The organism is Bacteroidota bacterium (genome assembly GCA_030706565.1).
Classification (GTDB): Bacteria; Bacteroidota; Bacteroidia; order Bacteroidales; family JAUZOH01; genus JAUZOH01.
This window is the reverse complement of sequence record JAUZOH010000007.1, coordinates 1-15,670: the sequence shown is the minus strand read 5'-3', so window position 1 is coordinate 15,670 and position 15,670 is coordinate 1. Positions and strand designations below refer to the sequence as shown.

At 38.2% G+C, this 15,670-nt stretch carries 11 protein-coding genes; 9 read left to right on the top strand and 2 right to left on the bottom strand.

From position 1 onward, the window contains the following. The first annotated feature begins 5 nt into the window (after positions 1 to 5). The gene (locus tag Q8907_01180; protein MDP4272871.1) at positions 6 to 1,736 is read left to right on the top strand and encodes an ABC transporter ATP-binding protein; all 1,731 of its coding nucleotides are present in this window, start codon (positions 6 to 8) and stop codon (positions 1,734 to 1,736) included. Between the two features lie 67 nt (positions 1,737 to 1,803). Here the strand turns inward: Q8907_01180 and Q8907_01175 are convergent, their stop codons facing one another. After that, positions 1,804 to 4,155 carry a transglycosylase domain-containing protein gene (locus Q8907_01175; protein ID MDP4272870.1) on the bottom strand — a complete coding sequence of 784 codons (2,352 nt, stop codon included), beginning with the start codon at positions 4,153 to 4,155 and terminating at the stop codon, positions 1,804 to 1,806. Between the two features lie 118 nt (positions 4,156 to 4,273). On the opposite strand from Q8907_01175, the gene topA reads away from it, so the two are divergent. From topA to gldN, 7 genes are all read left to right on the top strand, one after another. Further along, a complete protein-coding gene (gene topA / locus Q8907_01170; protein MDP4272869.1) occupies positions 4,274 to 6,601 on the top strand; it encodes a type I DNA topoisomerase in 2,328 nt (775 codons plus the stop codon). Between the two features lie 13 nt (positions 6,602 to 6,614). Further along, positions 6,615 to 7,772 carry a formimidoylglutamase gene (locus Q8907_01165; GenBank protein ID MDP4272868.1) on the top strand — a complete coding sequence of 386 codons (1,158 nt, stop codon included), beginning with the start codon at positions 6,615 to 6,617 and terminating at the stop codon, positions 7,770 to 7,772. Between the two features lie 328 nt (positions 7,773 to 8,100). Then, positions 8,101 to 9,057 (top strand): type IX secretion system membrane protein PorP/SprF, encoded by a 957-nt coding sequence (locus tag Q8907_01160; GenBank protein MDP4272867.1) that lies wholly within the window; start codon positions 8,101 to 8,103, stop codon positions 9,055 to 9,057. Between the two features lie 74 nt (positions 9,058 to 9,131). Further along, positions 9,132 to 10,466 carry an SUMF1/EgtB/PvdO family nonheme iron enzyme gene (locus tag Q8907_01155; GenBank protein MDP4272866.1) on the top strand — a complete coding sequence of 445 codons (1,335 nt, stop codon included), beginning with the start codon at positions 9,132 to 9,134 and terminating at the stop codon, positions 10,464 to 10,466. A gap of 19 nt (positions 10,467 to 10,485) precedes the next feature. Next, entirely contained in the window at positions 10,486 to 11,469 is a 984-nt protein-coding gene (gldL, locus tag Q8907_01150; protein ID MDP4272865.1) for a gliding motility protein GldL, read from the top strand. 55 nt (positions 11,470 to 11,524) lie between these two features. Continuing rightward, a complete protein-coding gene (gene gldM / locus Q8907_01145) occupies positions 11,525 to 13,138 on the top strand; it encodes a gliding motility protein GldM (GenBank protein MDP4272864.1) in 1,614 nt (537 codons plus the stop codon). Positions 13,139 to 13,165: 27 nt separating this feature from the next. Further along, positions 13,166 to 14,005 carry a gliding motility protein GldN gene (gldN, locus tag Q8907_01140; protein MDP4272863.1) on the top strand — a complete coding sequence of 280 codons (840 nt, stop codon included), beginning with the start codon at positions 13,166 to 13,168 and terminating at the stop codon, positions 14,003 to 14,005. 139 nt (positions 14,006 to 14,144) lie between these two features. On the opposite strand, the gene Q8907_01135 is transcribed toward gldN, so the two are convergent. Continuing rightward, the gene (locus Q8907_01135; protein ID MDP4272862.1) at positions 14,145 to 15,236 is read right to left on the bottom strand and encodes a mannose-1-phosphate guanylyltransferase; all 1,092 of its coding nucleotides are present in this window, start codon (positions 15,234 to 15,236) and stop codon (positions 14,145 to 14,147) included. Between the two features lie 176 nt (positions 15,237 to 15,412). Between Q8907_01135 and Q8907_01130 the strand changes: the two genes are divergently transcribed. Then, positions 15,413 to 15,670: ABC transporter permease (locus Q8907_01130; protein MDP4272861.1), on the top strand; the 258-nt coding region annotated here is incomplete at its 3' end.

Sequence of the window (15,670 nt, the reverse complement as noted above, 5' to 3'; positions counted from 1 at the left end):
GGTTAATAATTACAGAGGAGCAGGTTATGGAAAGGAGAATGCTTTTAAAGGTTTCTGATCTGGAAGTGGCTTTCAGGCACGAAGGGGATTGGGTAAATGTGGTGGATAAGATAGGTTTTGAGTTGTATCAGTCGGAGACATTAGGAATTGTTGGTGAATCGGGAAGCGGAAAATCCATGACCGCCCTTTCACTGATGCAATTGTTACCACCTTCGGCGACTGTTAGAAACGGCAGGATTCTTTTTATGGGGGAAGGAAAGGCTCCGGTGGATTTGCTTAGCCTGGGGAAAGAAAAGATGCCCTTGTTCAGGGGGAAAAATATTGCCATGGTCTTTCAGGAACCCATGACTTCTCTCAACCCGACAATGACCTGTGGGGAACAGGTATCCGAAGCCATTATTCTGCATGAGAAAGTTTCGAAACAGGAAGCTTACCTTCGCAGCATTGAACTTTTCAGGGAAGTTCAACTTCCCCGGCCAGAAGAAATGTACAGAAGTTATCCTCATCAATTATCCGGTGGACAGCGACAGAGAGTAATGATAGCCATGGCAATTTCCTGCAGGCCTTCAGTTCTGATAGCCGATGAGCCCACCACTGCACTTGACGTTACTGTTCAGCATTCTATTCTTGAGTTGCTGAAAGAGCTTCAGCAAAAGTACAAAATGAGCATCCTCTTTATCTCCCACGATTTGAATGTGATTGCTGAGATTGCCGACCGGGTGATGGTGGTTTATCATGGGAAAATGGTTGAGTCGGGGTCTATTGATGAAGTTTTGCATCATCCCCAACATGCCTATACTCAGGCGTTGATGCAATGCCGACCAGGTTTTAATTCGCATCCTTTCCGGTTGAAGACCATTTCCGACTTTCTCCAGGAAGAAGGGCCATCATCCCCTGTAATTGTGAATAGAGAAATTTTGCCTCACAAAGTACATTATGATGTTCCTCCCCTGCTTAAATTAAAAGAGGTGAATACCCGTTTTGTCACCAAAAATAATTTCTGGGGCAGGCCCAAAAGTTATGTACAGGCTGTAGACCAGGTGAGCTTTGAAGTATATAAAGGGGAAACTTTGGGCTTGGTAGGAGAGTCGGGTTGTGGGAAAACGACCTTGGGACGAACCATCCTTCAGCTTATAGAAAATGTTTCGGGAAGTATATCCTATAAAGGTGTTGATATTTGCAAATTGCCTAAAACAGAACTTCGCAAACTCCGGAAAAATATACAGATCATTTTTCAGGATCCATACTCTTCCCTGAATCCCAAACTGACTATTGGTGCAGCCATCATAGAGCCTATGCAGGTGCATCATATTTTAAGCAACGACAGGGAAAGGAAAGCCAAAGTATTGGAATTGCTGCAGAAGGTTGGTCTGGATGCTGCTTGTTTTAACCGTTATCCCCATGAATTTTCAGGAGGACAACGACAGCGGATTGGCATAGCCAGGGCCTTGTCCCTTCAACCTGAGCTGGTTATCTGCGACGAATCTGTATCTGCCCTGGATGTGTCGGTTCAGGCACAGGTGCTTAATTTGCTCAATGATCTGAAGGATGAATTTCAGCTTACCTATATTTTTATTTCTCACGATTTAAGCGTGGTCAATTACATGTCCGACCGCATAGCTGTGATGAACCAGGGGAAAATTGAAGAAATTGCACCTTCCGGCGATTTGTTCAAACATCCTTCCACTGCCTATACACAAAGGCTGATTTCTTCTATTCCGCAGGTAAATAAGTGATGGATTTTCAAAATAAAAACGCATTCATTTATTTATGAATGCGTTTTATAAGGAAAAATTCCCTTATTTATTCGATGGTTTCTTCTTCCTCGGTTTGCTGCTTTTTCTCCTGGTCGTATTGATCGCAATTCATCACGACACTGAAGTTTGCAGGACGTTCAAAATCGCCTTTCGAGATTTTTAAGCTGGGATCCCTGTATACCTTCTGCATAAACAACCCCCAGATTGGCAAAGCCATGTTGGCACCTTGTCCAAGGTACATTTCATCGAAATGTGTTCCGCGGTCTTCACCGCCAACCCAGACACCTGATACCAGGTCCGGGGTGATTCCGATATACCAGCCGTCAGAATGGTTTTGAGTGGTTCCTGTTTTTCCGGCCATCACGTTGGTGAAACCAAAGCGCCTGCCTCTCAGTCTGGCACCTGTTCCTCCGTTAACTACACCTTCCATCATATTCAGCATGAGGTATGCTGTTTGTTCGCTGATGGCTTCAGCACTTTGTGGCTGGAAAGTAGCCAGGACGTTTCCGTTCTTGTCTGCAATTTTAGTCACCATAATGGGTTCGGTATGTATGCCTTTGTTGGCAAAGGTGCAGTAAGCATCGACCATTTCGTACAGAGAGATATCTGAAGTACCTAATACCAGCGAAGGAACCGGATCAAGATAACTGGTGATACCCATTTTATGGGCAACTTCAATGACCGATGGCGGATTAAACTGTTTCATTACCCAGGCCGAAATATAATTAATGGAATTGGCCAGTCCCCATTTCAAGGTTACCATTTGCCCGACATATTTGTCGTTCCCTGAGTTTTTAGGGGTCCAGGTTGTGTCTCCTAACTGGAAAGTTGTAGGTACGTCGGGAACTTTATCGCAGGGAGAAAAGCCTTCCTGCATGGCCAGCGTATAAATAAACGGTTTGATGGTTGAACCTACCTGCCTCTTTTGCATTTTAACTGCATCATATTTGAAATACCTGAAATTTGGCCCACCGACATAAGCTTTAACTTCACCGTTATGAGGATCCATGGCCATAAAACCGGCCCGCAGGTAATATTTGTAATACCTGATGGAGTCCATGGGCGACATCACCGTATCAATATCCCCATGCCAGCTGAATACTGTCATTTTTGTAGGAGTGTTGAAACTTTGCTGTATTTCCCTGTCTGATGCTCCTGTATTTTTCAGGTATTTATAACGGTCGGTCCGCTTCATGGAAGCAGTCATGATATTTTGTATGTCCTCGTTGCTAAGCGCATTGGAGAAAGGCCCATTTTTCTTCCCTTTCTTTTCTCTGGAAAATGCAGGTTGAAGTACTTTCTCAAGATGTTCTGACATGGCATCTTCAGCATATTTCTGCATTTTCGAATTGATGGTGGTGTAAATTTTTAATCCATCCCTGTAAAGGTTGTAAGAGGAGCCATCAGGCTTCTTATTTTTGTTACACCATCCATATAAAGGATTGGTGGCCCAGGCTAATGAATCCTGCGTATAATCGCTGGCATATACATAATTGTCGCGTTCGGGTTCATGGGCATCCAGAACAAGGCGAAGATATTCCCTAAAGTAAGTAGCTAATCCTTCATTGTGGTCCTGTAAATTATAATGTAGCCTGATAGGAATATTTTTGAGCGAATCACATTGCTCTGAACTGATATACCCATAGTCCTTCATTTTTTCAAGGACTCCGTTACGGCGTTCCAACGAACGTTCCGGGTTGCGGACAGGATTATATCTGGTAGGCCCTTTCAGCATCCCCACCAAAAGAGCAGCTTCTTCTATTTTTAATGAATCTGGAGATTCATTAAAGAAGGTCCGGGCTGCTGATTTTACCCCATAAGTTTCACTGCCAAAGGGAACTGTATTCAGGTACATGACCAGAATTTCTTCTTTGGTGTAATTCCGTTCAAGTTTTACGGCAGTTACCCATTCTTTGAATTTTGCAGTAAAAAGTTTGAATTTTCTGACCAGTCCAATGTTATATGAAGTGGTGTCCCGGGGAAATAAATTCTTTGCCAATTGCTGGGTAATGGTACTTCCTCCTCCTGAGCTTTCTCTGCCCAATAAAAAAGTTTTAAAAAAAACACGGGCCAGCCCTACTGCATCAACTCCGGAATGCTCGGTAAAACGGTGATCTTCTCTGGATATCAGTGCGTTAAGCAGATAAGGGGATAACTCTTCAAATTCAACGTAGGTCCTGTTTTGAACATAATATTTACCCAAAAGCACATTATCTTCAGAAATAACCTCTGAAGCCAGATTGCTGCTGGGATTTTCAAGATCTTCAAAAGTAGGCATGAATCCTAATAGTCCGATTATTGAAAAGAAAACGGTTAAAATGATTAATGCCAGGGGAGAAAAAAACAGTATGTAAAAAATTTTTAAATAATGTTTTTCTTTTTTTCCTAATTTTTCCATGATTAATTTTAGTACTTTGGGGCAAAAATAGCAATTATTATTTAATAGAAACTTTTGAACATATTTTGACAAATGTTTTACTTTGTGCCATTTTTGTATTCAGAAAAATACATGTTTGATGGAAGAAAATTTAGTAATTGTTGAATCTCCGGCCAAAGCGAAGACCATAGAAAAATTTTTAGGGAAAGATTATTTGGTTACTTCAAGTTTTGGGCATATACGTGATTTGGATAAAAAGAAGTTCAGTATTGACGTTGAGAAGAATTATGAACCTCAGTACGTTATTCCCGAGGATAAGAAAAAGTTGGTTACTGAACTTAAAAAGCTGGCTAAAAATGCTCAGACTGTCTGGCTGGCATCTGATGAAGACCGCGAAGGGGAGGCCATTGCCTGGCATTTGTCAGAAGTACTCAATCTGAAGAAAAAAAATACCAAGAGAATAGTTTTTCATGAAATCACCAAGAATGCTATTCTTGACGCCATTAAGAGCCCAAGGGACATAGACAGTAACCTGGTAAATGCACAACAGGCCAGGCGAATTCTTGACCGCATGGTGGGCTTTGAACTTTCTCCAATTCTCTGGGTGAAAGTGAAACCTTCATTGTCTGCCGGAAGAGTACAGTCGGTTGCTGTTCGCCTGCTTGTAGACCGTGAACGGGAGATCCGCGAGTTTGTGGCTTCTGCATCCTATAAAGTTACCGCTGTTTTTATTACAGCTGATAAAAAGGGTAAACCTGTAGGGATGTTAGCCGAACTCAACGAAAAGTTTTCTTCCAAGGAAGAAACTGTTGCGTTTTTAAATAAATGTCTCTCTGCTCAATATAAAGTGGGCGATTTGGTTACTAAGCCTTCCAGGAAGTCTCCTGCGCCTCCTTTTACTACTTCCACCCTTCAACAGGAAGCAAGCCGCAAGTTGGGATTTTCGGTTTCTCAAACCATGTCGATTGCCCAGAAGCTTTATGAAGCAGGGAAAATTACTTATATGAGAACGGATTCTGTCAATCTGGCCGAAACGGCACTGACTGCTGCCCAGGAAGTAATCACTCATGAATTTGGCGAGAAGTACGTTTCAATCAGAAAATATAAAACCAAAAGCAAAGGAGCCCAGGAAGCACACGAAGCTATCCGGCCAACTTCCTTTGAAAATGAAACCATTACAGGCAACAATGCTGAAAAACGCTTGTATGAACTTATCTGGAAAAGAACTGTTGCCTCTCAGATGAGCGAGGCTTTGCTCGAAAAGACTACCGTAACAATTGACATTTCTACGACCAGGGAAAAATTTATTGCTACCGGTGAGGTACTGAAATTTGACGGTTTTCTTAAACTCTATATCGAGTCGACTGATGAGGAAGACGAAGAAAACGGAAAAGGATTATTGCCTCCCATTAAAGTTGGACAATCCCTTTTGTCGAATCAAATCGTGGCCACTGAACGTTTTACTCACTATCCTCCACGTTATACCGAAGCAAGTTTAGTCAAAAAGATGGAAGAACTGGGGATTGGCCGTCCTTCAACTTATGCTCCAATTATTTCAACCATTCAGCAAAGAGGCTATGTGGTGAAGGAAGACAGGGAAGGGAAAGAAAGAAAATATACGGTACTTACTCTCAAGGATAAGAAAATAAAAGAGGATATAAAAACCGAAATTACCGGGGCCGAAAAAGCAAAGCTCTTTCCTAACGATATCGGAATGATTGTAACTGATTTCCTGGTCGAATATTTTAAGGATATCCTGGATTTTAATTTTACGGCTAAAGTAGAGAAGGAATTTGATGAAATAGCTTCGGGTAAGTTGGAATGGTCAAAGATGATCGATAAGTTTTATCTTCCTTTCCACAAAAAGGTATTGGAGACAAAGGAAAAGTCACAGCGCAGCAAGGGTGAAAGGATATTAGGAACAGATCCGGTTTCCGGAAAGCCTCTTTCTGTCAAAATCGGGAAATATGGCCCCATTGCTCAGATAGGAGATAAAGATGACGAGGAAAAGCCCAGGTTTGCAAGTTTATTAAAAGGACAACATATTGATAGTATTACTCTTGAGGAAGCTTTAAGTTTATTTAAGTATCCCCGGAATTTGGGCAAATACGAGGATAATGACGTAACGGTGGCTATTGGCCGCTTTGGCCCCTACGTGAAACATGATGCTAAATTTTTCTCTATAAGCACAGTTACGGATAATCCGGCTGATATTCAGCTCGACCGGGCTATTGAGATTATAGAAGAAAAAAGGGAAAAAGACAGGAACAAAATAATAAAAAATTTCAAGGAAAATCCCGGATTGTCTGTATTGAACGGCCGCTGGGGCCCCTATATAGTTTTTGAAAAGAAAAATTATAAAATTCCAAAAGATAAAGTTCCTGCAGAATTGACTCTGGATGATTGTATGGAAATCATTAAAAATAGTTCTGAAAGTAAGCACAAAAAAAGGACAAGGAAAAAGTAAATAGTTAAGAGATATGAATTTTAACGATTATTTCGACCCGATTGATCTTCCTTTTATCCAGAGCAAGTATATGGAATATCCATCCAGTCTGGGTAGTAATATAACTTTGCATCTTCAAAGCGGAGATATCGAAAATATTGACCAGTTTCAGATTGCCCTTTTGGGAGTGCCTGAAGAACGTTCTTCTGAGAATAAGGGTTGTTCGAAAGCCCCTGATATTGTCAGGAATATGCTTTACCGCCTTCAGAAAATCCAGAATGTCAAAATCATTGATCTGGGAGATTTTAAACCTGGTAAAAATATAAACGATACCTACATCGGTTTGGGTGATGTCCTTCAGGAATTAAACGCCCATGATGTCTGTGCTGTCATTTTAGGAGGAAGTCAGGATCTGACATATTCCCAGTATCTTTCCTACGAAAAGCAAAAAAAACTATTTAGTATAGTCACGGTTGATTCACAGATTGATGTATCAGGTCTAGAAGAAGATATAAATTCGGAAAATTTTCTAAATACCATTTTGTGTAACAGCAAGTATTTGTTTAATTATACCAATTTGGGCCATCAAAATTATCTGGTAGATGATGCCAAAGTGGACATGCTGAATAAATTGTATTTTGATGCAATAAGATTGGGACAAGTGCGTTCTAATATTCAGGAAGTTGAACCCATTCTCCGGGATGCGAATATTTTGAGCATGGACATATCTTCTCTCAGGCAATCGGATGCACCTGCCTATTATAATCCATCTCCTAACGGGTTTTATTGTGAGGAAGCATGTCAGGTTGCCTATTATGGGGGGATGAGCGATCATATTACTTCATTTGGAATGTATGAAATAAATCCTTCTTTGGATATAAATAATCAAACGGTAAATCTGGCCGCTCAAATAATTTGGCATTTCCTTAGTGGCTTTGTTCTGCGGAGAAAGGAAGATCCTGCAGGTCAGACTTCAGAATTTAAAAAGTTTATTGTAAGCCTGACTGCCAAAAATGATGAAGTTATTTTTTATAAAAGTATTCAGACTGACCGGTGGTGGATTGAAGTCCCTATGTTTAAAGACGGAGTTGCTCAAAAAATATTACGTTCATGTTCCTATCTGGATTATCAGAAGGCTTGCAATCATGAAATTCCTGACCGTTGGTGGAAGACATTTCAGAAAATTAATTAACTTAGTTGGTTAGATTTTCAAATTTTTTATATTTTTATAAAACCAAGGGTGAAATGTGTGGTATCATTTTTCATTTTTAACTAATATTTTAAAAAATAATGAAAAATTTAATATTTTAGATATCTGAGTTTCATTTATTTTATAACTGAGTAAAAAATTTATATAAATAAAAGACAACTATTTTTCCGGTTTTTAAGTATAATGTAAAAATTATGCGTAGTTTTATTATTTTATTATTGTTAATAAAACTTGTGTTGGAATAATATTTTTATTTATTTTACTGTTTTAATTAACAGGTTGACTACATAAGAGGATTATACCAATTTGTATGAAAAAGTTTTTCTTCATCGTGTTACAGATTTGTAATGTTTTTTTGGCTGTTGCCCAGGAAGATCCTCAAATAAGTCAGTATATGTTTAATCAGATGACTGTAAATCCGGGATATACTGGTAGTGAAGATGGAATTTGTGCTTCAGCATGGGACAGGGAAGATTATGTCGGTGTACCTGGAGCAAAAAATGTGACTGTACTTGGGGTTAGTTCATCTGTCAAACCTTTTGGAATTAGCAGCGGGGTAGGGATAAATGTTGCCAACGACCGCATAGGATTCAATAATGATAAAAGCGCAAATATCTCTTATGCTTACAGAATGGATTTAGGTTCAGGGAAATTAGGAATTGGTATTAACGCAGGGGTAATTAATAATGCAATTGATCCAACGTGGAGAACTATCAGTAGCGATGGCTCTTCCATTTTGAACGGTAAAGGAAATGACCCTTCTATTCCCGATAAGGAAAATATTTATGCTTTGGATATGAGTGCCGGTTTGTTTTATAAAACTGAAGATTTATACCTGGGATTATCCTGTACTCATTTGAATAAACCAAAGTTGACTTATCAGGGCACGAGTGTTAATCCTTCTTATGTGAACAGGCATTTTTATTTAATGAGTGGATATACTATTCAACTTCCTAATCCTGCTTTGCAGCTTATTCCTTCATTTTGCGTTCATACGGATACAAAGGTTGCCCAGGTAACCTTAAATACAAATTTGGTGTATAATAAACGCTTTTGGGGAGGTATCTCTTTCAGGCCAGGTGATGCTGTTGTCGGTATAGTGGGCCTTGAACTGCTTAATGGAATAAGATTGGGGTATTCCTATGATTTTGTAATTTCGGATATTTCAAAAACAACTTCCGGCGGGCATGAATTTATGGTAAGTTATTGTTTTAAAATTAACAAAGAAAAAATACCTCAAAGATACAAGAGCATTCGATTTTTGTAATTTTGATGAAGAGTTTAATTTTTTAATTTAGAAATATTAGTTTTGCTGATTCCAATTCATAAACATCTGTATATATGAAAAAATTAATTGTATTTAGCTTTCTGATCGTATTATTCTTAGACGGTTGCGGGAAATATAATAATGGAGAACTGGTTGGTGTACCGGGACGTAAAAGTTATGCTGAGTCAGAACCTTTCGGAATGGTTTTTATCCCTCAGGGAAGCTTTACAATGGGACCTAACGATCAGGACGTAGCCTGGGCTCAGAATAGTATGTCTAAGACAGTTTCGGTAAGTGCCTTTTGGATGGACGAAACAGAAATCACTAATAACGAATACAGACAATTTGTTTATTGGGTACGTGATTCTATCATGCGTAAAAAATTGGGTGAACAAATTGACGATTTTGTGATTAGCGAAGATGAAAATGGCAATGCTGTTGAACCTCCAATGATTAACTGGGATGCTAAAATAGATTTTAGCGACGAACAGGTTAATGAAGCGCTTAAAGATATGTATTACAATAATCAGGAACGTTTTTATGGACGTAAGGAAATTGATACCAGAAAACTAAATTATGAATATTATTGGATTGATTATCAACAAGCTGCACTTAAGGCTAATCGTTATAATTTCAAGACTCAACAATATCAGGGTTATGTCACCAATCAGGATGGCGAAAAAGTAAACATTAAAGACCGTTCCTCTTTCATTATCAGGGATAATGTAAATGTATATCCGGATACTTTATGTTGGATCAGCGATTTTACGTATTCTTTTAATGAACCCATGACTAAGATGTATTTTTGGCATCCTTCTTATGATAATTATCCTGTTGTCGGTGTAAATTGGAAACAGGCAAGCGCTTTTTGTATCTGGCGTACGGATTATCTCAATCATGCCCTTGCAAAAGAGGGGGAACCCTGGGTTCATGATTACAGACTTCCTTTGGAATCAGAATGGGAATATGCTGCAAGAGGGGGGTTGTCATTATCTATGTACCCTTGGGGTGGTCCTTATACCCGTAATAATAAAGGTTGTTTCCTTGCTAACTTCAAACCTTTAAGAGGTAATTATTCTGATGATGGGGGTATGACTACTGTTCGGGTTGGATCTTATGAACCTAATGAATATGGCTTGTATGATATGGCTGGTAATGTTGCAGAATGGACAGCTAACGCTTATGATGAATCTTCTTATGTTTATACTCACGATTTAAATCCGAATTATCAATATAATGCAAGACCTGATGATCCTCCTACATTAAAGAGAAAAGTAGTCAGAGGTGGTTCCTGGAAAGATATAGGGTATTATTTGCAATGTGGTACCAGATCTTATGAATATCAGGATTCTGCAAAATGCTATATTGGGTTTAGGTGTGTACGTGCTTGCTTGGGAACAGATAGGTAATCTTTAAAAACTTCGCATTATGAATTTAAGTGAGTTAGTTCAAAGCTCCGGCTGGAAAAATTTCATGTCGAAATTATATGGATGGGGTGCTTCTGTAGTGATGATTGGAGCATTGTTTAAAATTCAACATTATCCTGGAGCGAGTGTGATGTTGATGGTCGGTTTGTGTACTGAATCTATTATATTCTTTTTCTCTGCTTTTGAACCTCTTCATGAAGAATTGGATTGGACCTTGGTTTATCCGGAACTTGCTGGAATGACTGATACTGATGAAATTGAAACCTACAGGGAAAGTGCAAAAGGTAAGGATAGGGACCGGGGCCGTAATGAAAGGCAGAGTGCTGAGTTGGAAACCGGTTTAGTTAGCATAGGCGGATTGGATGAAGCTACAATAGCCAAATTGAATGAAAGTATTGGTAAACTTTCACAAACATCTGCAGGCCTTGTAGATATTACCGAAGCTGCATCTGCCACTAAAGATTATGCCCAGAATATTAAATTAGCAGCTGAATCCGTTGGCAGTATGAATCAGTCCTTTAATCAGAATTCTGTACAAATAAATGATTCTATGACTAAGTTGTCCGATTCATACCAGAATACAGCCAATTTATTATCTCAGTCTGGCAATGATATGGCTCAAAAGGTTAACAAGTCATCTGAAATTATTGAGCAATCTTATACTAAACTCTCTGAATCAATGAATGTCGAAATTGACGGCATATCAAAAGGAAGTCAATCCTATAAGGAGCAGTTGCAAAATATTAATAAAAATCTTTCGGCCCTTAATGCTGTATATGAACTTCAACTTTCTGATAATAAAGAGCATTTAAAAGGGACCAAAGAGGTATATGGCAAAATGGATTCCATGGTTCAAAATCTAAAAGATTCCATAGAAGAAACACAAAAATATAAAAATGAAGTAACTAAGCTGAGCCAAAATATTTCTGCTTTAAATTCTATCTATGGGAATATGCTTTCAGCAATAAATGTTATGAATCGTTAATCTTCTTTTTGTTTGGAAAAGAAAAGTAAGAGGTCAAAGTAAGATATATTAGATTATGGCTCTAAAAGAAACGCCAAGACAAAAGATGATCGGTATGATGTACCTTTTTTATACCGCATTATTGGCTTTAAATGTCTCTAAAGATGTACTCGATGCTTTTGTTCTTGTTGATCAAGGATTATCGCAAACTACTGAAAATTTCGTTGATGAAAACAATATGATATATCAGGAGTTTAATAAGGCTTATGCTGCCCGTCCTTCTAAAGTCGGTCCATGGAAGATGAAGGCTGATCAGGTATATAAGAAATCCAATGAAATCTGTGATTATATGCAGAGTCTGAAGGTTGAAATTATTAAAACTTCTGATAAAAAGTCTCCTGCTATTAGTGGTAAGAAAATTGATTTAAACCTGATAAACCGAAAGGATGATACGGATGCACCTTCACAAATCATGGTCGGTGATCACAATCAGGGGAAAGCGAATAATCTAAAAGCAGATATAAATAAGTATCGGGATTTTTTGATTTCTTTTATTGATAAAAAGGATGTGGAAGTGATTAAGACAATAAAAAAGAGCCTTAATACCTCTGATCCTCCGGTGACAAAGGAAGGGACCATAAAAACCTGGCAGACTGAAAATTTCGAACATCTGCCTTTGGTGGCGGTGATGACTATTCTTTCACGGATGCAGATTGATGTGCGTAATGCGGAGTCGACTGCTATAAAATATTTACTTGGGCAAATTGATGCAGGAGCATTTACTTTCAATAAATTGGATGCTACAGTTATTGCAAATTCTAATTTTATTCTGAAGGGGAATCAATATTCGGCTCAGGTATTTATCGCTGCCCAGGATACTTCTCAAAAACCAGAAGTGTTTGTGGGTGCTTATGATTCTATTCGTTTGCCGGATGGGACCTGGGATTATAGAATGAGGGGAAGCTATACTTCTTTGCCTATAAAAAATGGAAAGGGAATTTACCAGCGCCCCGCTACTGCTGTTGGAATGCAACATTGGGGAGGTATTGTCCGTATAAAAAATCCGGATGGCACTTATACTTCCAAACCATTTAAACAATCCTATCAGATTGGTGAGGCAGGTTTAACCGTTTCACCTACTAAAATGAATGTTTTTTATGTGGCTGTAGATAATCCTGTTTCTATTTCCGTTCCCGGTGTACCTGCCGAAAAGGTATATCCAAGTGTATCTAATGGAGTGATTAAAAAACGGGGTAACAGTTATATTGTAAATGTATTCAAGCCTGGAACTGCGGTTGTTTCCGTACAGGCAGAAGTTGATGGCAAGAAAAGGCCTATGGGGTCCATGTTATTTAGAGTGAAAACTGTTCCGGATCCTGTGGCAAAAATTGCTGGTTCCCGGGGCGGGAACATCAGTAAAAACATGCTTATTGCCCAGGCAGGCGTAGAGGCAGAAATGGAAAATTTTGATTTCGATCTGAATTTTACCGTTACCCAGTTTACGGTTTCTACTACCAAGGGTGGATTTGTTAGTGATGCTACTGCTCATGGATTCAGATTTACCGAACAGCAACGTTCTATAATACATGGATTAAGCCGGGGACAGAAAGTATATTTTGAAGATATCCGGGCTGTTGGGCCTGATGGTAGTACTAGAAAGTTGGGTTCTATTTCTTTTAAAATTGATTAGTTAGATTAACCTTTAATATTCACATAAATGAAGCACAGATTCTTATTCTTGATGATTGGTTTAGCATTTTTTTCTGCTTTTTCAAATGTTGCTAAAGCACAGGATCTTAAGACAGAAGTATATGAGAAAATTCATATCCCCAATAAAAAGCCTGTCCCTTATGTTACTACAAGAGAAGCAGATGTAATGTGGGAAAAAACTGTTTGGCGGATGATTGATCTGAGGCAAAAAATGAATTTACCTTTATATTATCCTACAAAAGCTATTGGCTCCAGAATGAGCCTGATTGATATTCTGTTGTGGGGCATGAAGAATGAAGGTTTAAAGGTTTATGCCACTGATGATGAGTTAAATGAATTTGCCAAAGAAATGACTTATGATCAGGTATCTCAGGCCTTAGGTGGTTTGCCCGATACCATTAAACGTTCGGGAATGGCTGATACTATCATTCCTGGTGAAATTCGTAACGATCAGGTAAAAAAAGTACTGGTCAAGGAAAAATGGTTTTTTGATAAACAATATTCCACCATGCAGGTACGAATCATTGGACTTTGCCCAATCAGGGTTTATTCCCGTCCTGGCGATTCAACCAATACTCCGATCATGAAAAAATTGTTCTGGGTATATTATCCTGATGCACGTAATCTTTTATGTTCACATGATGTTTTCAATCCTTTTAATGATGCTCAGAGAATTTCCTTTGATGATTTGTTCATGCAAAGAAGGTTTGATAGTTACATATTTGCAGAATCTAATGTTTACAACAACAGGACAATTAATGATTATGCACCTGCTGAAGCATTACAGGAAGCCGAAAGAATTAAAAACTGGATTTTTAATACTGAACAGGATTTGTGGGAATATTAATTCCTGTTGGTTTTCCGGGGAAAATATTAAAGTTTAAAGAAAAGGGGTATCTCAAAAAGATATCCCTTTTTTGTCCTTATAAGATAAATAAAAAGGCTGTCCTTTCCTTTTGGACAGCCTTTTTGAGATCATTAATGATTTAAATATATTGATCGCCTTTTTTCAATTTCACTTCCGTGACAAACTGCTTGATTTTCTGTTCGTCCTGTTTTTTACAGACAAGTAAAGTATCTTCAGTTTCCACAATTATAAAATCCTCCAAACCTTGTAGTACAGCTAATTTATTGCTTGTGATGTTGACGATACATTTTTTCAGGTCATAAGCAAATACATTGTCTCCGGAGAGGGAATTCCCTTTTGGATCTTTAGGCAGGTAGTTGTAAAGGGAGCCCCAGGTTCCCAAATCCGACCATCCGAAATCGGAACAAAGCACAAAAACATTGGATGCTTTTTCCATAATTCCATAGTCAACGGATATATTTTTACATTCACTGTAAATTTTGTAAATAAATTCTTCTTCTTTAGGGGTGTTGAACAGATCAACCCCTTCGGTAAAGAGAGCATGAATGTCGGGTAAATAAATTTCAAACGCTTTTAAAATTGAGGCAAGAGACCAGATAAAAATGCCGGCATTCCAATAAAAATCACCACTTTCAAGAAAAACTTTTGCCATTGAAAGATCTGGTTTTTCTGTAAAAGTTTTTACTCTGTGCAGGTTTTTTATACCAGAAACGTTTTTATTTCCGTTTACCTGTATGTAACCATATCCTGTTTCCGGCCGGTTAGGAGTTATACCCAGGGTAAGTAAAGCATCCTGACTTTCGACAAAAGTCAATCCTTTCTTTACCACGTCCAGGAAAATATTTTCTTTTAAGATAAGGTGATCGGAAGGAGTAACAATGATTTTTGCCTGTGGATTGATTTTTAATATTTTAAAATTGGCATATTCTATGCAGGGAGCTGTATTTTTCCGCATGGGCTCGAGCAAAACCTGTTCAGCATTGATTTCCGGAAGTTGTTCTAAAATAAGTTCTTTGTAATCCCGGTTTGAAACAATAAAAATATTTTCGACAGGTAACAGGGATTTGAACCTGTCAAAAGTTTGTTGAAGTAAGGTTTTTCCTGTTCCAAGAATATCCAGAAATTGTTTGGGTTTAGAGGTTTTGCTCAATGGCCAGAAGCGGCTGCCAACTCCCCCGGCCATTATTACACAAAAAATATTTTTATCCATGATGATTCAAAATAGAGATTTTTTAATGACGGTAAATAAATAATTGAAAAATGTTTCTGTTCTTTGCAAATTAACAATAAATATTCGATTAATCATTAATTTCTTGATTGCTAAACGGGACTAAAAAATGAATAATCGTGTAAATATTTGTAATTTTATCCTAAAAATTAACTGATATGGGGCTATTCTTTAAACTGGGTCAATATTATCTTCTCATGGCCAAAGTATTCTCTAAGCCTGAGAAAAAAATGCTATTTTTTAAGCAGACAATTAAGGAAATTGAAAAAATAGGCTTGAATTCCATCAGTATTGTCTTGATTATTTCTGTATTTATCGGGGGCGTTATTACTTTACAGATGGCCTACAATATTGAAAATCCACTTTTCCCATCCTATACAATTTCTCTATCTACCAGAGATACAATTTTGTTGGAA